The sequence below is a fragment of the Acinetobacter sp. YH16052 genome, assembly GCF_013417155.1.
In the GTDB taxonomy this organism is placed as follows: domain Bacteria; phylum Pseudomonadota; class Gammaproteobacteria; order Pseudomonadales; family Moraxellaceae; genus Acinetobacter.
The window spans coordinates 150,971-170,615 of sequence record NZ_VPEO01000006.1 but is presented as its reverse complement, the minus strand read 5'-3'; the positions used below and the strand labels follow the sequence as shown (position 1 = coordinate 170,615).

22 protein-coding genes are annotated in these 19,645 nt (G+C 44.5%); 12 read left to right on the top strand and 10 right to left on the bottom strand.

Annotation, left to right across the window (positions count from 1 at the left end; all coding sequences use genetic code 11):
• Positions 1 to 473: NAD(P)/FAD-dependent oxidoreductase (locus tag FTV42_RS06400; protein ID WP_180038065.1), on the bottom strand; the 473-nt coding region annotated here is incomplete at its 3' end.
• Positions 474 to 659: 186 nt separating this feature from the next.
• Here FTV42_RS06400 and FTV42_RS06395 point away from each other — a divergent pair.
• The 5 genes from FTV42_RS06395 to FTV42_RS06375 all read left to right on the top strand — a co-directional run bounded on the left by FTV42_RS06395 (position 660) and on the right by FTV42_RS06375 (position 5,083).
• A complete protein-coding gene (locus tag FTV42_RS06395; RefSeq protein WP_180038063.1) occupies positions 660 to 1,271 on the top strand; it encodes a DUF1285 domain-containing protein in 612 nt (203 codons plus the stop codon).
• 48 nt (positions 1,272 to 1,319) lie between these two features.
• Positions 1,320 to 2,192 carry a glutamate racemase gene (gene murI, locus FTV42_RS06390; protein ID WP_180038060.1) on the top strand — a complete coding sequence of 291 codons (873 nt, stop codon included), beginning with the start codon at positions 1,320 to 1,322 and terminating at the stop codon, positions 2,190 to 2,192.
• A 116-nt stretch (positions 2,193 to 2,308) separates the two neighbouring features.
• Positions 2,309 to 3,337, top strand: a complete 1,029-nt coding sequence (locus FTV42_RS06385) for a DUF4062 domain-containing protein (RefSeq protein ID WP_005102932.1) — start codon at positions 2,309 to 2,311, stop codon at positions 3,335 to 3,337.
• 65 nt (positions 3,338 to 3,402) lie between these two features.
• A complete protein-coding gene (gene hemH, locus FTV42_RS06380; RefSeq protein WP_180038058.1) occupies positions 3,403 to 4,416 on the top strand; it encodes a ferrochelatase in 1,014 nt (337 codons plus the stop codon).
• Between the two features lie 22 nt (positions 4,417 to 4,438).
• Entirely contained in the window at positions 4,439 to 5,083 is a 645-nt protein-coding gene (locus FTV42_RS06375) for an MBL fold metallo-hydrolase (RefSeq protein WP_180038056.1), read from the top strand.
• Positions 5,084 to 5,123: 40 nt separating this feature from the next.
• Here the strand turns inward: FTV42_RS06375 and FTV42_RS06370 are convergent, their stop codons facing one another.
• A complete protein-coding gene (locus tag FTV42_RS06370; protein WP_004278555.1) occupies positions 5,124 to 5,306 on the bottom strand; it encodes a hypothetical protein in 183 nt (60 codons plus the stop codon).
• A gap of 175 nt (positions 5,307 to 5,481) precedes the next feature.
• The gene (locus tag FTV42_RS06365) at positions 5,482 to 5,655 is read right to left on the bottom strand and encodes a DNA gyrase inhibitor YacG (protein ID WP_004278554.1); all 174 of its coding nucleotides are present in this window, start codon (positions 5,653 to 5,655) and stop codon (positions 5,482 to 5,484) included.
• An 84-nt stretch (positions 5,656 to 5,739) separates the two neighbouring features.
• On the opposite strand from FTV42_RS06365, the gene FTV42_RS06360 reads away from it, so the two are divergent.
• Complete coding sequence (locus FTV42_RS06360; protein ID WP_180038072.1) at positions 5,740 to 6,384, top strand: SAM-dependent methyltransferase; 645 nt, start codon at positions 5,740 to 5,742, stop codon at positions 6,382 to 6,384.
• 4 nt (positions 6,385 to 6,388) lie between these two features.
• The gene (locus FTV42_RS06355) at positions 6,389 to 7,588 is read left to right on the top strand and encodes a TIGR03862 family flavoprotein (RefSeq protein WP_180038054.1); all 1,200 of its coding nucleotides are present in this window, start codon (positions 6,389 to 6,391) and stop codon (positions 7,586 to 7,588) included.
• 150 nt (positions 7,589 to 7,738) lie between these two features.
• Here the strand turns inward: FTV42_RS06355 and FTV42_RS06350 are convergent, their stop codons facing one another.
• Together FTV42_RS06350 and FTV42_RS06345 are read right to left on the bottom strand one after the other, a co-directional pair.
• Positions 7,739 to 8,326 carry a hypothetical protein gene (locus tag FTV42_RS06350; RefSeq protein ID WP_004647351.1) on the bottom strand — a complete coding sequence of 196 codons (588 nt, stop codon included), beginning with the start codon at positions 8,324 to 8,326 and terminating at the stop codon, positions 7,739 to 7,741.
• Between the two features lie 15 nt (positions 8,327 to 8,341).
• On the bottom strand, positions 8,342 to 9,118 hold the full coding sequence (locus FTV42_RS06345; protein ID WP_180038052.1) for a class I SAM-dependent methyltransferase: 777 nt from the start codon (positions 9,116 to 9,118) through the stop codon (positions 8,342 to 8,344).
• A 113-nt stretch (positions 9,119 to 9,231) separates the two neighbouring features.
• Here FTV42_RS06345 and FTV42_RS06340 point away from each other — a divergent pair, with 113 nt between their 5' ends.
• From FTV42_RS06340 to FTV42_RS06330, 3 genes are all read left to right on the top strand, one after another.
• On the top strand, positions 9,232 to 10,503 hold the full coding sequence (locus FTV42_RS06340; protein ID WP_180038050.1) for a hypothetical protein: 1,272 nt from the start codon (positions 9,232 to 9,234) through the stop codon (positions 10,501 to 10,503).
• Between the two features lie 125 nt (positions 10,504 to 10,628).
• On the top strand, positions 10,629 to 10,808 hold the full coding sequence (locus FTV42_RS06335; protein WP_004729374.1) for a hypothetical protein: 180 nt from the start codon (positions 10,629 to 10,631) through the stop codon (positions 10,806 to 10,808).
• 87 nt (positions 10,809 to 10,895) lie between these two features.
• A complete protein-coding gene (locus FTV42_RS06330; RefSeq protein ID WP_180038048.1) occupies positions 10,896 to 11,852 on the top strand; it encodes a 2-hydroxyacid dehydrogenase in 957 nt (318 codons plus the stop codon).
• Between the two features lie 92 nt (positions 11,853 to 11,944).
• Here the strand turns inward: FTV42_RS06330 and FTV42_RS06325 are convergent, their stop codons facing one another.
• The 5 genes from FTV42_RS06325 to glyQ all read right to left on the bottom strand — a co-directional run bounded on the left by FTV42_RS06325 (position 11,945) and on the right by glyQ (position 17,146).
• A complete protein-coding gene (locus FTV42_RS06325; protein WP_004729377.1) occupies positions 11,945 to 12,418 on the bottom strand; it encodes a hypothetical protein in 474 nt (157 codons plus the stop codon).
• A 227-nt stretch (positions 12,419 to 12,645) separates the two neighbouring features.
• Positions 12,646 to 13,035 (bottom strand): hypothetical protein, encoded by a 390-nt coding sequence (locus tag FTV42_RS06320; RefSeq protein WP_180038046.1) that lies wholly within the window; start codon positions 13,033 to 13,035, stop codon positions 12,646 to 12,648.
• Positions 13,036 to 13,115: 80 nt separating this feature from the next.
• The gene (locus FTV42_RS06315; protein ID WP_180038044.1) at positions 13,116 to 13,988 is read right to left on the bottom strand and encodes a toll/interleukin-1 receptor domain-containing protein; all 873 of its coding nucleotides are present in this window, start codon (positions 13,986 to 13,988) and stop codon (positions 13,116 to 13,118) included.
• A 105-nt stretch (positions 13,989 to 14,093) separates the two neighbouring features.
• The gene (gene glyS, locus FTV42_RS06310; RefSeq protein ID WP_180038042.1) at positions 14,094 to 16,163 is read right to left on the bottom strand and encodes a glycine--tRNA ligase subunit beta; all 2,070 of its coding nucleotides are present in this window, start codon (positions 16,161 to 16,163) and stop codon (positions 14,094 to 14,096) included.
• Positions 16,163 to 17,146, bottom strand: coding sequence for a glycine--tRNA ligase subunit alpha (glyQ, locus tag FTV42_RS06305; protein WP_004278542.1), 984 nt, complete (start codon positions 17,144 to 17,146; stop codon positions 16,163 to 16,165). Before glyQ ends, glyS begins: the two co-directional genes overlap by 1 nt.
• A gap of 312 nt (positions 17,147 to 17,458) precedes the next feature.
• Between glyQ and FTV42_RS06300 the strand changes: the two genes are divergently transcribed.
• Positions 17,459 to 18,256, top strand: coding sequence for a transglutaminase family protein (locus FTV42_RS06300; protein WP_180038040.1), 798 nt, complete (start codon positions 17,459 to 17,461; stop codon positions 18,254 to 18,256).
• A 260-nt stretch (positions 18,257 to 18,516) separates the two neighbouring features.
• Positions 18,517 to 19,626 carry an HPP family protein gene (locus FTV42_RS06295; protein WP_180038038.1) on the top strand — a complete coding sequence of 370 codons (1,110 nt, stop codon included), beginning with the start codon at positions 18,517 to 18,519 and terminating at the stop codon, positions 19,624 to 19,626.
• Positions 19,627 to 19,645: the final 19 nt, after the last annotated feature.

Sequence of the window (19,645 nt, the reverse complement as noted above, 5' to 3'; positions counted from 1 at the left end):
CCTTTGACTGTGCCATCGGCATGATACAGAATTTCCGAGGCTGCAAAGCCTGGGAAGATCGACACTTCCAGTTCTTCAGCTTTCTGGCCTAACCAGCGCACCACGTTGCCGAGCGAGATGACATAGTTGCCATCGTTATGCATGGTTTTAGGTACCATCCAGTGTGGTGCTTCCTGTGATTTTTCATCTGACAGCAGGAAGAAGGTTTTATCTTCAGTCACTGGGACATTTAGCGGGGCACCCTGTTCTTTCCAGTCCGGGAACAGCTCGTTCATGGCACGCGGTTCAAGTACCGCACCAGACAGAATATGTGCACCGACTTCGGAGCCTTTTTCTACGACACAAACGGACAAATCGTTTAAGTTGTTTTCAATTGCAAGTTGACGGATTTTGATCGCAGCAGAAAGACCCGCAGGGCCTGCGCCTACGATGACGACGTCAAACTCCATCGATTCACGTTCGATGTGTTCCATGTAGGACTCCTCATATTACTATTCGGTGGCAACCATAATCATATGATTGGGTGCTGCCATAAGTGTTCTTGGTTCCTAGACACAAAAATGCTGGTGTCTTTGATAATCTGGGCTAGTATAGTTTTAAAGCCGGTTTTAGCCAATTGGCTGAAACATATTATTTTTCCGTCATTAAGGTCTTCTTTTATGGATAAGCCAGTACCCAGCACAAATCCGACGAAAAAAGTAACTTATCCCGATGATAAAAATTTAATGGATATCGCACAATACTTAAAAGATGCACAGGGCAGTCACAAAAGGTCAATTCCCCCTTTGGAGCAATGGCAGCCAAAGCATTGTGGCGTCATGGATCTGAAGGTTTTAGCCAACGGCGAATGGTGGCACGAAGGTCAATTGATCAAGCGTCAGCCTATGATTGACCTGTTTGCAACGGTACTCTGGAAAGAAAACGATAAATTCTATCTAAAAACACCGGTAGAAATGATTGAAATTGAAGTTGAAGATGAACCTTTATTTGTCAATCAGGTCGATCAGGTTGAAATTAATGGAAGGATTTATCTGCAACTGGGCACGACCACGCAAGACCTGATTGTTGTTGATGCTGAACATCCAATCTTTATGCGTGAATACAAAGGTGAGTTGCGGCCTTATGTGCATGTGCGTTTTGGGATTAATGCCCTGATTCAGCGTGCGGCATTTTTACATCTGGTCGAGATGGGAGAGCTTGATGAAAATCCGGCAGGCGAAACCGTTTTAAGTTTGAAAAGTGGTGATTTAGACTTGCATTTGAGCACCTGAGGTTTAAGCTTGATCGCTAGAAATTTCAAACAAGCTACCTGCAACGTTATGAGCGCTATTCAACCAATTTCCCAGTTATTAGACCCGATGCCCAATGCCACGGTAGATGCGCCTATTGGCATTTTTGACTCAGGCGTAGGCGGCTTGTCAGTCGCCCTGGAAATTGCCCGCCATTTGCCTAATGAACGCTTTGTCTATTATGCGGATACTGCGCATGTGCCTTATGGCCCGAGAGATGATCAGGAAATTCGTGCCTTGACGGCTCAGGCGATTGAATGGCTTTATCGTCAAGGTTGTAAAGTTGCGGTGGTGGCTTGTAATACCGCTTCCGCTTTTAGTCTGGATTATTTGCGTGACTATTATGGTGAAAACTTTCCGATTATCGGTTTAGTACCCGCACTTAAACCGGCCGTCCTGAATACCCAGTCGAAAACGGTGGCGGTATTGGCCACGCCCGCGACCTTCCGCGGCCAACTGATTAAAGATGTCATTTCCCGTTTTGCTGAACCGGCTCAAGTCAAAGTCCTGCCTGTGACCAGTCTGGATCTGGTGCCTTTTGTTGAGGCTGGGGAGCAGATGAGTGCAGCCTGTTTGCAGACATTAAAAGAGATTTTACAACCAGTTGTAGATCAGGGCGCTGATTATTTAGTGTTAGGATGTACACATTACCCCTTCCTAAAATCGTCAATTCAGTATATTTTTGGTCAAAAGCTGACATTAATTGACTCAGGATTCGCGGTTGCAAGACAAACGGCCCGAATTTTAATTAAAAATGGGTTATTATTTGAGCATGAGTCTAAAGAAAGCGTGAAAATTGAATTGGTGGTGAGTGGGCAGAATGCTGAACAGCTCCGACCGATTTTGCAGCACCTGATTCCGGCCGATTTAAAATGGCAGGTCAGTAATATGAGTGCAGTTTAAAACTCATTTTTATAATTTAAGAAGAAAGATATTTTGATTTTGGGGTGGCCATATTGGGTAAAGAAGCATGTGATGATGCATTTTTTACCCAAATGTACAGGAGAAGAGGATAGCCCATGCTGGATAAACGGTACCAAGTGTTCATCTCAACCTCTGGGGCAGAAATGCAACCGGAGCGTATCATTCTGTCTCAAACACTGGTAGGAATGGGGTTTTTCTCGTGGGGACTGGAACAGCGTACACCGCTGAATACTGCATTTGCACGCCGCCAGATTGATGACTGTGATTATGTCGTGATTCTGCTGGGAAGCCAGTATGGAGAGCAGTCGGTATCGGGTGTTGGCTATATGCATCTCGAATATATTTATGCAGTGACCAAGCAAAAACCGATTATTGTGTTTATGCATGATGATCCGGCATCACGTGAAAGTGCATTGCATGATGCCAAACCGGAATTACAGGAAAAATTCAAGGAATTCCGTCAACTGTTACAGCAGGAAGTCGATCAGGTCTTTACTTACCGTAGCCTGCGCGATCTGGAAATGGCAGTGCGTTTTAACATGCCGCAAATGTTGGAGCGCTATCCGGTGACTGGCTGGGTGCGTCCGCAAAATACTCAGGCGCTACATGACGAGATTGATCAGCTGAAAGCCAAAGTGGCTCAACTGGAACGTGATGGTGGAACTGCAGAAGTTGATCCATTCCTAAGCTTGCCCAAAGTAGCGATGCATGAAATTTTTTCTTTTGAATACCGGATGCATGCTTATCAGGATGGTAACTTCAAGGAAATCAAAGTACAGAAAAAACTCACTTGGGCACAATTATTGGCATTGCTGGGTTCAACCTTTGTCAATCCCACACCTGAAGAGTTTTTCTCGAAGCGCATGAATGAATATCTGAATGAAACCGGTTTGCAGGATGCACGGGTGCAGATGCCGCGTGCGCATGCAGTTGCGCGTGCCCAGATGAATATTCGTGCCTTGCATAGTTTAAAAATTCAAATGCGCCAGAATGACTGGATTGTACCATCCGGTCGTGATGACCGACAGCGCATGCTGTGGCAGATCACGCCAAAAGCGCAAAAATTGCTGGATAGCAGCTTGCTGGATTTAGATCGCACTTTTCAATATAAGTCAGCGTATTAATCCATAGAGAGAATAAATAAAAAGCTGTTAAAGTACAGGGGTTGATATCCTGACGGACGAACTGAATGTATTCTCCTGCTAAAGCGAAAGTGACGATTATATTGGCAAACTTGGGCACACCAGATGAGCCTACGATTCCAGCGGTACGCCGTTTCCTCAAGCAGTTTTTATCTGACCAGCGTGTGATTGAAATTCCCAAACCGATCTGGCAAATCATTCTGCGCTTATTCATTTTGCCCTTCCGTCCAAAGCGGGTAGCACAGGCCTATGCGCAAGTATGGGGACAGGATTCGCCGATGCGTGAAATTCTGTTTGAGCAGGTCGCAGCAGTCAAGACGCATCTCACCCAGCTGTATCCGCAGTTTGAGCTGAATGTGGTACCCGCCATGACCTATGGCAATCCCAACATTCAGGATGTCTTGGCACAAGTCTCCGCGCAGCCACAGGAACACGTAATTCTATTTCCCCTGTTTCCCCAATATTCAGCCACGTCGACCGCACCTCTATACGATGCGGTGGCGAAATGGGTGGTTAAACAGCGTAATTTACCCGGTTTGACAGTGATCCGGGATTATTATCAACATCCTTTATTTATCCAGTCGTTGGCTCAAAGTGTACGTGATTATCAGGCAATTCATGGTCAACCAGAGAAATTATTGATGTCTTTCCACGGCATTCCACAGCCTTATGCTGATAAAGGCGATCCTTATGCCGACCGTTGCCGCATCACGGGTAAATTGGTGGCGGAAGCACTAGGTTTAAGCGAAGATCAATATGCGATCAGCTTTCAGTCGCGGTTTGGCAAACAGGAGTGGATCAAGCCCTATACCGATGTTTTGCTCGAAGATTGGGCCAAGCAAGGGGTGAAATCAATTCAGGTGATGAGTCCGGCATTTTCCGCGGACTGTCTGGAAACGCTTGAAGAGCTGGCAATCGAAAATGCCGAGACATTTAAAGCACTCGGCGGTGAAAGCTATCGCTATATTCCTGCTTTAAATAGCCGTGAAGATCATTTGCGATTGCTCAACAGTCTGCTCCAGGCTAATCTGGATGCATTGACACAGACACTTGCCCATTAACTTGCCCGAGGTTTTTCACCCCATGTTACAAGTCAAAATTGTTCCAGTTACTGCATTTCAGCAAAACTGTTCGATCGTTTGGGATGCGGACACTAAAGAAGCCATTTTGATTGATGCGGGGGGCGAACCTGAAAAACTCAAAGCTGAAGTTGAAGCGCTGGGTTTAACGGTTAAAGCCTTGTGGCTCACTCATGGCCATCTGGATCATGCGGGTGCGGTGGGTGCATTAAAAAAGGCCTGGAATGTACCGGTAATCGGACCACATAAGGAAGATGCATTCTGGCTTGACATGATTCAAGAAGTTTCGGCACGTTATGGTTTTCCGATTCCGGAAAAAGTTGAAGTGACCCAGTGGCTGGAAGGCGGTGAAGTGCTCACACTTGGCAATGAAGAATTTGAAGTACGTTTTGCTCCAGGCCATACGCCGGGTCATGTGATGTTCTATAACAAAAATTATGACTTGTTATGGACAGGGGATGTATTGTTTAAAGGCTCGATTGGCCGGACTGATTTCCCGCGTGGCAACCATCAACAGCTCTTAGATTCAATTCAGCGAGAATGTTTCAGCCTGCCAGATGAAACCCAATTCATTTCAGGACATGGACCGATCAGCACCATTGGTTTTGAAAAGCAGCATAATCCTTTTGTTGCAGGTAAAGCGGGTTAAAAGCGTAAATAAAAGACCAATATAGTTTGGTCTTTTATTTTTATTCTGAAAAGGGATTATTGCGAAGTTGTCGCGTTTGCATGTGTATGAGCCAAGCGGCAAAAGCAAAAAGCACACCCAATACAATAAATAAGCTATCTTGTTGGAAAATGCCGACTCCCAACGAAAGAAGTGCGAGTAGACCAACCCCAATTAATATGACTCTTAAAATAATATAACCCATATTATTGCTCTAAAAATAATGTGAAAATTTAGAGTAGAACAATAATACTAAGGCTTTATGAAAGATGTTAATTCGTGTTGCTTTATCTAAGTAATTTTATAAAATTCATATGATTTATTTACTTAATTTCGACAAGATTCTGCTTTCAGACAGAATTTTCGACAGGGAAGACAATTTATTCTTCGCTGTTGTCGGCTTGTGGTGCATCCTGAGTAGGCAAACTATATTCCTCATTGGCCCAAGCACCTAGATCAATCATTTTGCAACGTTCTGAGCAAAAAGGACGGAATTCATTATCTTCCCATGTGGTCAGCTTGCCACAGCGCGGACAGTTTAAAGTGGTAGGCATGGGACGACTCCAAAGAAAAATAAAGGTTCGATTAGGCAAATATAGCCGCGCTTGTTAGACTTATGCGGTTTTTATTAGTTTGATCTGATTATGCCGATTCGTCAATTTCAAGCACAGCGTATGCATGCGCCCCGTGATTTTCAAAGCATCAGTCCTGAACCGGTCTGCGTCGAAGTGGGAGCGGGTAAAGGTAAACATGCCTTGTTATTCAGCAAGAACAATCCCGACACTCAACTGATTGCGATTGAACGTACCCGGGAAAAATTTCTGGCGATGCAAAAACAGCATGCTGTTGAAGGTCAAACCAATTTACAGACCGTTCATGCCGATGCTTTACCGTGGATCGTGCATGCACTGTATCCGGAGCAGGTCGAACAATTCTTTATTTTATATCCAAATCCTGAGCCGCATAATCCGGCGCAGCGCTGGGTCAATATGCCATTTTTTGAGTTCCTGCTTTCCCGCCTGAAAATCGGTAGAACGATTACGCTGGCCAGTAATATTCCTACTTATATCGAAGAAGCAGAAACACAGGTGCGAGAGCTCTGGAAGCTGCCTTTTGTCAAAGAAGTGATTGCTGCAGATTCGGCGCGTACCCATTTTGAAATTAAATATCTGGAACGTGGCGAATTATGCCAGCAACTGATCATCACCAAGCCTGAAAGTTATGTAACGCGCTTTGATGATTTCCAGCCTTTACAAGGGCAGAATGCCACCGTCGCGGAATAAGCAGATGAGCAAACGCATTGCTATTGTGGGCGCAGGCCCCGCAGGCTTAATGGCGGCAGAAGTGCTCAGTCAGTTTGGTTATGAGCTGCATGTCTATGAGCAAAAACCGTCTGCTGCGCGTAAATTCCTGATGGCAGGCAAAACTGGTCTGAATATTTCCCATGCTGAGCCTGTGCCACAGTTTGTACAACGTTATGATCAGGTGGAGTGGTTGTCTCCCTGGATCAAACGCTGGGATGCACTCTGGATTCAAGACTGGATGAAGCAGCTCGGCATTGAGCCTTATATCGGTTCATCCGGCCAGGTATTTCCCACAGAGATGAAAGCCGCGCCCTTGCTGCGTGCCTGGCTCAAGCGTTTGGCCAGTGATGGCATCCAGTTTCATTACCGGCATAAAGTCAGCCAGTTGCAGCAGCAACAGCTCGAACTGCATGATCTGAAAAATAATGAATATCGCACTGAACATTTTGATGCCATTATTCTGGCTTGTGGGGCAGTGTCTTGGTCAGCGTTGGGGAGTGATGGTGCATGGCAAGCATGGCTGAAACCGGATGAAATTGAGCCTTTCCAAGCCAGTAATGCCGGAGTGGAATATCCTTGGTCTCGGTTTATGCAGCCAGTCTTTGGTCAGCCGCTGAAACGTGTTGCAGCATGGGTTGGGCAAGGTGAAAAGACCATCGGCGATATCGTGATCAGTCATTATGGTCTGGAAAGTGGTCTGATCTATAAGCAGGGGCGTGGCTTACGCGAGCAACTAAAACAGGGGCAGCCTATGCAGCTGCATCTGGACCTATTCCCAAATCAAAGCATCGAACAGCTTGCGCAAAAATTACAGCCAAGTAAGAAGCAGTCTTTAACTAATGTCTGGCGTAAAGCCGGATTGGACGGTGCCAAGGCGGCTTTAGTACGGGAATTGCTAGACAAAGCAGTATGGCAAGATGCTACTGCATTAGCCAAAAAAATTAAACATTTGACCCTTCCACTCACAGGTTTCCGCCCGATTGAAGAGGCGATTAGCTGTGCGGGTGGCGTCAAGCGTGAAGTGTTGTCAGAACAGCTACAATTGAAATCTAACCCACATGTATTTCTTTGCGGAGAAATGCTGGACTGGGATGCACCGACCGGCGGTTATCTACTGACAGCCTGTTTTGCCACAGGGCGTGCAGCGGGTGAAGGTGTGCATCAGTTTCTGACAGCAGATTAAGTCATTTTATAGCTAGGATGATCTAGTATTTATACTGAATGCAGACTCAACAGATCCGGCCTTGTTCATTCACGCTGTTTTAAAGCTGCCAGTTCAGCTTAGATTATTTTTGTATTTTATCTAAGCTGTGTGCCAATCTAGCATCCTAGACTATTCCTTCACTTGCCGGGAAGCGGGTTCTTTCTTGGCGAGATCCGGATATTGCGAACGCCAGCGTTCCAGTTGTTCTTGGGCGTGTAGATATTTCCCTAGACCTTTGACATTCTCACTGGCTTCATTCACGGGTGTAGCTTGAGTCTTGGGAGTATTGAGTAATTTGTCCTGATGTTCCCAGTATTGATACATTAAGCCCTGAATATAACGGCCCTGTTCGGTTTTCAGTTCTAAAGCCTTCAACATATTCAATGCTGACTGGACATGATCACGCTGACGTTGCTGGACAAATTCTTCTGTCATATTTTCATCATCGCGCATGCTGTTTAATTCTTTTTCCAAGTCGCTGCTCATTTCCTGAAAGCGCTGTTCATAATCTGTCAATGCAGCAATATCATGCGGATCATCAGCAGTTTTAGGGAAGTCTTTCAGTGGCTCGGTTTTCAGTTCCTGCATGACTTGATCTGAAGCCGTATTATCTGTTGTCGCTTCAGTCGGAGTTTCTGTCGTTTTCTGGTCACATGCCATCAGCAGCATGGCCGCAGCGAACAACAGCGTTCGTGTCATTCCTGGTATTTTATGCATGATCGCCTCCTGTTTTTAATTACTTTTCTTGAACACATAGATATGGGTGACATAAGAAAAATCGATCATTTCCTCTGCGCTTTTGGCTGTATATTGCTGGATGATCTGTTCAAATTGTTGTTTTAACTGTGCCTGCTGCTGTTCAGGCATGGCTGCAATAAAACTAGTCGAGAGCAGCCGCTTGGATACCACCTGCTCGACACTGCCATGCTGTTGCTGGGTCATTGTGGTTTCTGCATAGGGCTGAAATAGCGTTTGCTGTGCAAAGACCTCGCGCCAGGTGCCGCTATGATAGCGCGGCGTATCGCCTTCCAAGGGGGCAATACAATCGGCCAAGGCCTGAACCCAGTCGATCCGAGTATCGCGCTGATTCCAAATTAACACCAGATAACCCTGCGGTTTGAGTACCCGATCTAATTCTTGTAAGGTAGCAGAATCGGCAAACCAGTGAAATGACTGTGCACAAAATACCGCATTCAGGCTATGATCAGGCAGGGGAAGTTGATGGCTAACGCCTTCAAGAGTATGAATGTCCGGATGCGCCTGTTGTAATTGAGCCAGCATTTCCGGGACAGGATCAATCGCGATAATGTGCTTACTGAGCGGGCGTAAATAGGGGATAAACTTGCCGGTGCCGCTGCCCAAATCCAAAAGATGCGCATCTGCAGGCAAAGCCAGCGTTTTACTCAGCCACTGGCTGATTTCTGCCGGATAATCGGGACGCACTTGCTGATAGAGCTCAGCCGACGCACTAAAACCCTGTTTTGCTGCAGGATGTAATGATTGTGTCATATTTTGCGCTTTTTAATCTTTTTGATCGATATAAAATAGCATATTCACTTTTTTGACAGCGTTCATTGACTGAATTGTTGTGGAAGGGTTCGATTTACCAGCACGGGAAAGTTATGGACAAGCAGATTGTTTTTGAAGATGAACATATACGCGCGATTTTTATGCCGGGATCTTCTTCAGAACTGATTTTTTCATTTGGCGATTTGATTACCCGTGCCAAGGGCCTCAACATCAATGCAGAAAAGTCACTGGCGAAATTCGAGTTTAATGTACTTGGTATTATGCCCAAGCATAAATCCTGGTTTCCACAAGGTTCCATGTGGAACATGTTGCAAGCCATCGCAGATCTGATTGAGCCGTTTCAGCAGCGTATTGCCTATGGCGGTTCGATGGGCGGCTATGCTGCGATCAAGTATTCCCGTGCCTTGGGCGTACAACGGGTGGTGGCGATGGTGCCGCAATACTCGATCGATCCGGAAGATGTACATGATGCCCGTTATAACATGTTCTATCAGCCAGAGCTGAATACAAATATGCGGGTTGCAGCCGAAGATATCGACAACACCTGCGAATATATTATTGTCTATGATCCTTACTGTGCCGAAGATCGTGCCCATTATCTGAAATTAGAGGCGCTGATTCCGCATCATCATGTGCTGCATTTACCTTTTACCGGACATGATGCGATCGCAGTTTTGGCCAGTTCCGAATTGCTCTATGACTTTTTGGTGCATGAATATGAGCCAAGCTATTTCTATCAGAAAATGCGCCGAGTCAAGAAAAACAGCAAGTTCTATTATCGCAAGGTGATTGAAAATGTCTTGCCACGACACCGCATGGCTTTGGGATACATTCTGAAAAATAACGATCTGCAACTGGATAACCAGTTTTTTGATGCCAGCCAGAAACAGGTGATTTTGCGGGAACTGTTACGCAATAAACAGGTTGATCAGCATGACCTGCTCAAACTGGGCATTCATGTGAATTTGCCGCAGGAAAATCGTCAGCTGTTATTGGATCACTATGGACATGGTCTGGTATTTAATGTCATCAGCCATAAAATCGAAAGTTATGCAGAAGGTGCAATTACCCTGAACCATAAATTTCTGATTCCGATTTATGCCAAAGGTAATGGTTTATTGAGTATTAATCTGAATGATGAACGTTATTTGGTGGTGATGAATGACCGGCATATCATGAAACTGATCAAGGAACAGGATGAGCTTAGTCTGGGCATGCACCCGATTTTAATGAAGCGTTATAGCGATTTTTATATGTTTAGCTATAAGCAGCTGAATCTGAGTACCAATGAGTATGGTGCTGCTGCTTTTATCGACGATAATGACAAAAATACGCAGTTTGTGACGCACAGTGAGATAAGTTAACTAAAAATTTTCATAAAAAACAATTACTTGACTTGTGATGAGCTTGGCATAATATAGAGATAAGCGGTATAAATAGTAAACCAATTATATCGTTCCCGATGGTTGAAACGAAGAAGGGGATCTCTATGATGCAAGTATGTTTTATCTTCGGTCTGGTTCTGCCCAATCTGGCGCATGCAGAAACTGTGCATCCTGCAGTGATCATGGTCAGTGCGTCCATCATCTTTATGATTATTCTGTCCGTGTATGTGGTGTATCGAATCCGCAAGTCACTACGTAATCATATGGATAAACCGCTGGATTAAGCTTCAGGCTGGAAACAGGTTGAAAAGACTCAATGACTTGTTTTAAATGACAGACATAAATTGTCAAATAGGATTGAGGGAACAGCCATGAAAGCCGTTTATTTAGACTATGCTTCTTTAGACCAGCAGGATTTGGACTTTCAGGCACTGCATGCAGCATTTGATCCACTGGTTTTGTATCCGGCTACATCGGCTGTCGAGATTGCATCCCGTGTAGCTGGTTTCGATGTCATCATTACGAATAAGGTGATGATCGATGCAGCTACGATTCAGCAATGCCCTCAACTCAAACTCATTTTAATCTCTGCAACCGGCACCAATAATGTCGACCTTGAGGCGGCCAAAGCGCAAGGGATCGTCGTGTGTAACTGTCAGGCTTATGGCACTTCGGCAGTCGCGCAGCATACCATCATGTTGATGCTCAATCTGGCGACTTCATTCCTGTCTTATCAACGTGCATTAGAACAAGGCGAATGGCAAAAAGCCAGTCAGTTCTGTTTGCTGGATGCGCCAATTGTCGAGCTGGCCGGAAAAACATTGGGCATTGTGGGTTATGGCGAACTGGGCCATGCGGTGGCGAAACTGGCCGAAGCCTTTGGCATGAAAGTGCTTATTGCCGCGCTGCCAAATCGTCCGGCGGATGCATCTCGTGCGCCATTTGCCGAGCTACTTCCTCAAGTCGATTTTTTAACTTTGCATTGTCCACTCACTGAAGATACCCACCATTTAATCAGTCATACTGAGCTGGATGCAATGAAAAGCAGCGCATTTTTAATTAACTGTGCGCGTGGCGGAATTGTCGATGAAGCGGCATTGGCTGAGGCTCTGCGTGCAGGCAAGATTGCCGGTGCAGCGACAGATGTTCTAACGGTAGAACCACCGAAACAGGGCAATGTGCTGCTCGACTCTACGATTCCCAACCTGATTGTGACACCGCATAATGCCTGGGGCAGTGTCGATGCAAGACAACGGATTGTGGATCAAATGGTCGAAAATGTAGCAGCATTTAAACAGGGTCAGCCGATTCGACAGGTCAATTCATAGATCGCGTCGATACAAGGTAATAGTTTTATTTTCTAAAAATTAAAAAAGCCCATCACGTTCTAAAAATTAAAAAAGCCCATCACGGGCTTTTTTTATAAATCGGTTACCGCATAACTGGTAGCTGATCCTGACTGGGGTTGAGTCTGTGGTGTATTTGGGTTTTGCGTCGCACTCGACTGGCTTAAAGGCTGCTGAACAATAGGCGCCTGCTGTGAATTGCCACGCCAAACTTCTTTGGTCTGCTGAATTTTCTGACCGGTTTGCTGGGCTGCCTGAGTTGCACCCTGATCTACTTTTTGCAGTGTATCCGAGGTTGCAGACTTGGTATTACTCCAGGCACGGTCTACCCCTGGCTTGATTTTAGCAATGCCTTTTTCCGTTGCTTCACCGACTTTCTCGGCAGTATTAATCACGCCTTCCTGTGCTTTATAAGCAAAGACATGCAGCAGGTTCGGATTTTCACCATAAGGCTTAACCGGTTTAGCAGACTGAGTCGTGGTTTGTGCAAATGCTGGAACAGAAAGCATCAAAGCTGTCGTTAAAATAATTGGGGTTTTGATATTCATTATGGATCGACCTCGAATTCGTCTAAGTGCGGTCTGAGTTTGTTTTTCAGTGTAACGGATAATTGGTCAAAAACAATGAATATCCTGTGAAGAGTGCAGGGCTTTCAGGTTGATCTGTGCCGGAATATTGTAATTTTAAAGAAAGGGCAGTAGATATCAGGAGAAGCCTTGAATTGATTTTCAGCAAAATAAAAGCCCTATTCTTATATTAAAAACAGGGCGATTTTTTAGTCACATTGTGTCAACGCATCTTTGGCGAAATGTTCGCGTAAGCTGACAAAGTTCTTTTGTACGCCTGCATCGTGCAGGTCAAATTTTTGTGCAGTGCTAGTACCGTCGCGCTGGAAAGTCGCTGAGCCGGTATCGATTAGAGTCATGCCTTTAAATGACCATTGTTCAATGACACGGTTATTGCCGATATCGCCCGTAAATTCAATCACGCATTTATCGAGAAATTTGGTCAGTTTGGCCTTGTTGTTGGTCGTGGCTGGAACAACTTCGAGGTTTTGGACTTCCTGTAAGACGCCAACCTGAAGCTGTGGGATTTTGGGTGCAGATGTACAAGCTGTAACTGCGATACTCGCAAGACCAGTCAGAATGAGTGTTTTAAATTTCATATGATTCTTTCTTGTTGAGTGTTGTTAGGCAAAGTATAGGGAATCCTATAGTCTTTGCCTATATTAAAATTAATTTTACTCTAGACAATATCTTGATCTAATTCATCTTCTTCAAGAGGTAATAGTTCAGATAGAGCTTCAACTATCTCAGAAATACTTTGATTGGCGGTATTCAAAGCCACTTTATTAGCTAGGTTAGGGCTAAACTTAATGATTTCATCTTTAGATACGCCGTGCCAAATAGGTAGAATTCTTTTAGTTCCACTATCCATTTCTTGAGCTACTAAAGATTCAAATTCATAACGCGTCCAATTTTTTTTCATAAAAGCTTGAGATGCTACTACTACTCCAAATTTCGATTTTACTAAACCTTTATTTATTTCACTTGTTAGGCTATCTCCGACTTTAAGTGTAATTTCATCAAACCAGACCTTATATCCTGCATCAATCAAAGCTTGATAAAGAGTACGGACAAATTCTTCTTTATCTTCAGATGCATGAGAAATAAAAAAATCGTATTCTGCATCAGGCAGGCTATTTTGATTTTGTAGTCCAACATTTGTAATGACTTGGGTGACTGCTTTTTTATTTTGTATTTGTTGTAAGTTTAATTTTTTCTCTAAAGCCATTAATTTTTTGTTCTCATCTTCCTGCTCTTTAGATAATTTTTGTCTTGCTTTAAGGAGACTTGTTTCTACTGTAGCTAACTTTTTTTGTAATTCCGCTTTTTTCTGCTGACATCTAGCTACCTCAGATTGCTTTCGATTCATATCTGAAGTTTTACTACTTAGAGTGGTTAAACTTACATTTTTGGAATTTAATGATTTTAAGATCTGATTAATTTTATCATTTAGAGTAGCTTCTTTTTTGTTTTCTTGGCTAATTTTTAAATTTAAATCTGCAATTTCTTTTGTATAACGATTGATGTTCTGAACTGTTAAATTACTGACCATTTATATTCCTAATATTTTTTGATTTTCAATTACCTTAACATCTAACTATAAGATTTTCAAAATAAAAAACCCGCTTTAAAGCGGGTTTTTTATTTCAATCAGAGCTTAATGTTGAAGCACTGAAATATCAGCTACTTTGGTAAACAAGTCACGCAGCTGAGCTAGCATACGTAAACGGTTTGCTTTCAGGTCAGCATCATCAGCCATCACCATGACGCCATCAAAGAATGCATCGACTGGCGCACGAAGTGCAGCAAGTGCAGACAAGGCAGCAGTGTAGTCTTTCGCAGCAAATAACGGTTCAACTTGAGGCGCAATTTTCGCAAGTTCAGTGAATAAAGCTTTTTCAGCATCTTCAACCAGGTTTGCTTCAACCACAGCACCTTCAGGTGTCGCTTCTTTCGCTAAAATATTCGCAACACGCTTGTTGGCAGCAGCAAGCGCAGCCGCTTCAGGCAATGCACGGAAGTGGTTGACTGCATTTACACGCTTGTCAAAATCAAGCGGAGATTTTGGTGACAAGGCTTGAACCGCTTGAATAACATCAACAGCAACACCTTGATCTTCGTATTTCGCACGGTAACGACCTTCCAGGAATGCAACTGCATCTGTCAAAGTCTTGTCGTGATCTTTCAATACATCGCCATAGGCAGCAAGTGCAAGTTTGATCAAATCTTCGATTGAAACATCAAGCTCGTTTTCAGTTACCAGACGTAAAATACCAATCGCAGAGCGACGCAGTGCAAACGGGTCTTTAGAACCTGTAGGTGCTTGACCAATACCGAAAATACCTGTGAGCGTGTCTAAACGATCCGCAAGAGCAATGGTTGTACCAGTTTTGGTTTTCGGTAAAACGTCACCCGCAAATTTAGGAAGATATTGCTCACCTAAAGACTCAGCTACTTCAGCATTTTCACCTTCAAGACGCGCATAGTAAGTGCCCGCGATCCCTTGAAGTTCTGGGAATTCACCCACAAGCTCAGAAGTTAAGTCACACTTCGCAAGAAGGGCAGCTTTTTCAGCATCTTCCGCTTTTGCACCTGTAATAGGCGCAAGCGCAACAGCCAATTTTGCAATACGTTCAGACTTGTTCCATAGTGTGCCAAGCTCTGCCTGGAACACCATGTTAGCCAATTTTTCTTTACGAGATGCAAGCGGTTGCTTTTGATCTTGTAGGAAGAAGAATTCAGCATCAGACAAACGTGGGCGAACAACTTTTTCGTTACCTTCAATAATTTGTGTCGGGTCTTTCGACTCGATGTTTGACACAGTAATGAAGTACGGTTGAAGTTTATTGTCAGCGTTCACTAAGCAGAAGTATTTTTGGTTGTCCTGCATCGTAGTGATCAATGCTTCTTGAGGAACAGCAAGGAAGCGTTCTTCAAAGCTTGCACGTAGCGCAACAGGCCATTCAACCAATGCAGTCACTTCGTCACGAAGATCGCTTGGTACAATCGCAATGGCATTGACTTCATCAGCAAGCGCTTTCACTTGTTGATCGATGATTGCTTGACGCTCTTCAAAAGAAGCCACAACGTGAGCTGCTTTAAGCTTGCTTAAGTATTCGTCAGCGTGCGTTAAAGTGATCGCTTCTGGCGCGTGGAAACGATGACCAAAAGTCACGTTACCGGCTTTGTGATCTTGAATCGTCGCATCAACTACGTCGTTGTCTTTTAACAACACAACCCATTTCACAGGACGTACGAATTCAGTACGGCTCGCCGCAGAACGCATGCGTTTTGCAATTGGCAGGTTGTCTAAAGCATTTTGTAAAATTTGTGGCAATAAAACGTCAAGGCTTTGACCTTTTACGTCTTTTAGATAGCAAACTTTTTCAACTTTACCGGCTTGGAAAGTCGATACTTGATCAACTGTGATGCCTTGACCACGCATAAAGCCTTCAAGTGCTTTAGTCGGGTTGCCTTCAGCATCAAAGGCTGCCTGTTTGGCAGGGCCGTCAAAACGTTTTTGTGTGTCTGCTTGTGCAGCATCAACATTGACGATTTTAAGTGCAAGACGACGTGGTGCTGCATAAGCTTCGATTGAATCAAAAGCAAGACCCGCATCTTTTAAGCCTTTTACGGTTTCTGCATGTAAGGCATCACGTAATTTTTTTAAGCTTTTTGGTGGAAGTTCTTCACAACCCAATTCGAACAAAACGGTATGTTTAGACATTATTTGCTCTCCTTGTTTGCTTCTTTCGCTTCTGCTTCAACTTGTGCTTTGAGCTGTGCCAACACTTCATCACGTAATGCAGGTTCAGCCATTGGGAAACCAAGTTCCGCACGTGCTGCTACATAGCTGGTCGCAATAGAACGTGCCAATGTACGTACACGTAAAATGTAACGCTGACGTTCAGTCACAGAAATCGCGCCACGCGCATCCAATAAGTTGAAGCTGTGTGATGCTTTCACGACTTGCTCATATGCAGGAAGTGGAAGTTTCGCTTCGATCAAACGTGTTGCTTCAGCTTCGTAGAAATCGAACAATTCAAACATTTTTTCAACGTTGGCATATTCGAAGTTATAGGTCGATTGTTCCACTTCATTTTGATGGAACACATCGCCATACGTTACCGTACCGAACTGGCCTTTGGTCCAAACCAAATCGTAAACTGAGTCTACGCCTTGCAAGTACATGGCAAGACGTTCAAGGCCGTAAGTAATTTCGCCGGTGACTGGGTAGCATTCAACACCACCGACTTGCTGGAAGTACGTGAACTGCGTTACTTCCATACCGTTGAGCCAAACTTCCCAACCTAAGCCCCAAGCGCCTAGTGTTGGAGATTCCCAGTTGTCTTCTACGAAACGAATGTCGTGAACTAAAGGATCAATACCGATCGCTTTTAATGAGTCTAGGTAAAGCTGCTGGATGTTGTCCGGGTTTGGCTTAAGCACAACCTGGAATTGGTAATAATGTTGCAAACGGTTCGGGTTTTCACCATAACGACCATCTTTCGGACGGCGTGACGGTTGAACATAAGCGGCATTCCAGGTTTCAGGACCCAGCGCACGAAGGAAAGTCGCAGTGTGGAATGTCCCTGCACCCATTTCCATATCATAAGGTTGCAAAATGACGCAGCCTTGCTCCGCCCAGTAAGTTTGTAAGGCAAGAATTAAGCCTTGGAAGGTATCAATATGCGATATGGCGCGACTCATGGTCATCCACTTAAAATTAGAGAAAAATTGTGCTCAATTATAAGGACTTTGCAGGGGAGTGGCAAAGGGTTAATGTAGGGATACTTTTCTGAAAAAAATAAAACAGGCTTAAAGGATACGCGGCATTTAGAGGCTTACTGCGATTTTGGCTTTGCTGGTTGATACAGGCTGATCTGAAAATCAGGAATAAATCAGATATATGGCATCCTGTTCACTGGAGAGTCATAAAGTTCAACGGATCTTATACGATTGTCGTTCTTAAATTAGTTTAATATTCACGCAATATAATAATGCTTAAAAATAAGGAACTTCATGACCACTTACCAAATTCAATGCCATTTAAAATACAAGGTCGTGCAACCGACAGAATTTATTTTTATGCTTCAGGCGGCACATCATCCTGATCAGAATATTCTCGAAGAAAAACTTAGCTTTAATCTGCCCGTAGCATGGCATGAATTCCAGGATACTCAGCATCAAAACCGTCATGTTCGGCTACAGGTCGAACCCTGTGAGGCTTTTGAGCTGAATTATACGGCGACAGTGGTTCGTCAACCGAGCCTCTCTTTGGAACTTCAGCAAGGTATGAAAGAAGTAACCATTCCTGAGCTGCCCGATGAAGTATTGCCTTATTTGTTGGCCAGCCGTTATTGCAATTCGGATTTATTACTGGAAATGGCGAAACGCTCATTTGGCTGGATGACACCGGGCTATACGCGGATCAAAGCCATTGAACAGTGGATTTATAACAATATTTTTTATGTGTCTGGCAGTTCTGATCAGTTTACCACTGCTACAGATGTACTGGTGCATCGCGCAGGCGTATGTCGTGACTTTGCCCATTTAGGCATTGCGCTGTGCCGTGCCTTGGGAATTCCGGCACGCATGGTGGTCGGTTATGTGGAAATTGAAAAGTTTCTACCCGATTTTCATGCCATTTTTGAAGCCTATTTAGACGGTGGCTGGGTGCAGTTTGATCCGACCCGTTTGGCTCCGGTCGAAAATCTTATTCGGATCGGCACTGGAGTCGATGCCGGAGATGTGGCATTTTCAACTTATTATGGTCAGGTTGAGCTGTTAAAAATCCAGCCCCTGATCAAACCTGAATGAATAGGCAGGCCACAATAAAAATGTTCTGGAAATATACTAAGCAAAATGGTTACAAAGGGTTTTTCCATTTCAATGGCGATTGATAGGGGGGCGGTTGTTCTGCAAAAAAAACAGGATCAGTATTTTCAAGCTGAGCGAGATTATTATGGTTTTAAAAAGCTTCGATCGACTCATGATGAAAAGATGTAAAACACAGATGCCTTTCATCTGGCTTGGCTCTATAATGCCCAAAATCTATGAACAATAAGATCAGGCGCACTGTGTTTCACTCCCATCTCGATTGGCTCAATACCTTAAAACCGAATTTCAAAGTCCTTCCACTCAAAGACCGGTTGCTCTGTGGAGCTGGTGCACTATTGGGTTTGGTGGTTTCGTCCTTGTTGAGTTTATGGATTCTGGGGGATTTTGAAGCCTGGTATATTGCCCCGATGGGTGCATCTTCGGTATTGCTGTTTGCTGTGCCGGCCAGTCCTCTAGCACAGCCCTGGAATATTCTGGTCGGAAATACCATTGCTGCCGTGATTGGTGTGAGTTGCGCTTTATTCATAGCTAGTCCGACTGAGGCTTTTAGTGTAGCCGTGGCCTTGGCGATCGTCCTGATGATGACCACGGATTCCCTGCATCCACCGAGTGGCGCCGTAGCGATTACTGCAGTGCTGGGTGGCCAGCCGGTGCATGAACTGGGTTATGCCTTTGTATTTTATCCGGTACTGCTCAATTCAATTTTGCTGATGGTGATTGCCATTGTCTTTAACCGAATGATTGGCAAGGATTATCCGCAGCAAGCTCAATTAAATACTCGTTCCAAGGATCCGACGCCGACCCAGAAAGTCACCATTCAACCGCAGGATATTCAGGAAGTGCTGGATCAGCGCACCGAGCTGCTGGATATCAGTGAATATGACCTGCAAAAAATTATTCTGGAGGCACAAAACCGTGCCAATGCGCGTGCGGTGCATGAATTTAGCTGCCAGGATATTATGACGAAGGATGTGGCAACCCTGCATGAAAATGATGATATCCAGCACGCACTGGACAAGTTTAAACAGATGAACCTGATGAGCCTGCCCGTCGTTAATGCCGATGAACAACTGGTCGGTACACTGGCAATGTATCAGGTGGTGGAATGGTTCAAGCGCGCTGCCGATGTGCGCAGTAGCTGGGAACATCAGGTCAAACATATCATGACCCGTAAGGTAATTACGGTGCAGCCCTTACAACCCATTCAGGATCTGGTGCCGTACTTTGTCGAGCGTTCTTTTAACTATATTCCGGTGGTGAGCGAGCAGCAATTGGTGGGAATTATCAGTCGAGCAGACATGATTGCCGCACTGAATCAGGAACTGAATCATTTTAAAATGAAAGCTTAAAGCCGGATTAAAATGGAAT

Excerpts from the sequence above, each read along its gene's own strand:
- glyQ (WP_004278542.1), bottom strand. The coding sequence starts at position 17,146 with ATGAGTCGCGCCATATCGCATATTGATACCTTCCAAGGCTTAATTCTT.
- murI (WP_180038060.1), top strand. The coding sequence starts at position 1,320 with ATGAGCGCTATTCAACCAATTTCCCAGTTATTAGACCCGATGCCCAAT.
- FTV42_RS06320 (WP_180038046.1), bottom strand. The coding sequence starts at position 13,035 with ATGAAATTTAAAACACTCATTCTGACTGGTCTTGCGAGTATCGCAGTT.
- FTV42_RS06375 (WP_180038056.1), top strand. The coding sequence starts at position 4,439 with ATGTTACAAGTCAAAATTGTTCCAGTTACTGCATTTCAGCAAAACTGT.
- FTV42_RS06330 (WP_180038048.1), top strand. The coding sequence starts at position 10,896 with ATGAAAGCCGTTTATTTAGACTATGCTTCTTTAGACCAGCAGGATTTG.
- hemH (WP_180038058.1), top strand. The coding sequence starts at position 3,403 with ATGTATTCTCCTGCTAAAGCGAAAGTGACGATTATATTGGCAAACTTG.
- FTV42_RS06370 (WP_004278555.1), bottom strand. The coding sequence starts at position 5,306 with ATGGGTTATATTATTTTAAGAGTCATATTAATTGGGGTTGGTCTACTC.
- FTV42_RS06350 (WP_004647351.1), bottom strand. The coding sequence starts at position 8,326 with ATGCATAAAATACCAGGAATGACACGAACGCTGTTGTTCGCTGCGGCC.
- FTV42_RS06345 (WP_180038052.1), bottom strand. The coding sequence starts at position 9,118 with ATGACACAATCATTACATCCTGCAGCAAAACAGGGTTTTAGTGCGTCG.
- FTV42_RS06385 (WP_005102932.1), top strand. The coding sequence starts at position 2,309 with ATGCTGGATAAACGGTACCAAGTGTTCATCTCAACCTCTGGGGCAGAA.
- FTV42_RS06340 (WP_180038050.1), top strand. The coding sequence starts at position 9,232 with ATGGACAAGCAGATTGTTTTTGAAGATGAACATATACGCGCGATTTTT.
- FTV42_RS06395 (WP_180038063.1), top strand. The coding sequence starts at position 660 with ATGGATAAGCCAGTACCCAGCACAAATCCGACGAAAAAAGTAACTTAT.
- FTV42_RS06325 (WP_004729377.1), bottom strand. The coding sequence starts at position 12,418 with ATGAATATCAAAACCCCAATTATTTTAACGACAGCTTTGATGCTTTCT.
- FTV42_RS06365 (WP_004278554.1), bottom strand. The coding sequence starts at position 5,655 with ATGCCTACCACTTTAAACTGTCCGCGCTGTGGCAAGCTGACCACATGG.
- glyS (WP_180038042.1), bottom strand. The coding sequence starts at position 16,163 with ATGTCTAAACATACCGTTTTGTTCGAATTGGGTTGTGAAGAACTTCCA.
- FTV42_RS06315 (WP_180038044.1), bottom strand. The coding sequence starts at position 13,988 with ATGGTCAGTAATTTAACAGTTCAGAACATCAATCGTTATACAAAAGAA.
- FTV42_RS06300 (WP_180038040.1), top strand. The coding sequence starts at position 17,459 with ATGACCACTTACCAAATTCAATGCCATTTAAAATACAAGGTCGTGCAA.
- FTV42_RS06355 (WP_180038054.1), top strand. The coding sequence starts at position 6,389 with ATGAGCAAACGCATTGCTATTGTGGGCGCAGGCCCCGCAGGCTTAATG.
- FTV42_RS06335 (WP_004729374.1), top strand. The coding sequence starts at position 10,629 with ATGATGCAAGTATGTTTTATCTTCGGTCTGGTTCTGCCCAATCTGGCG.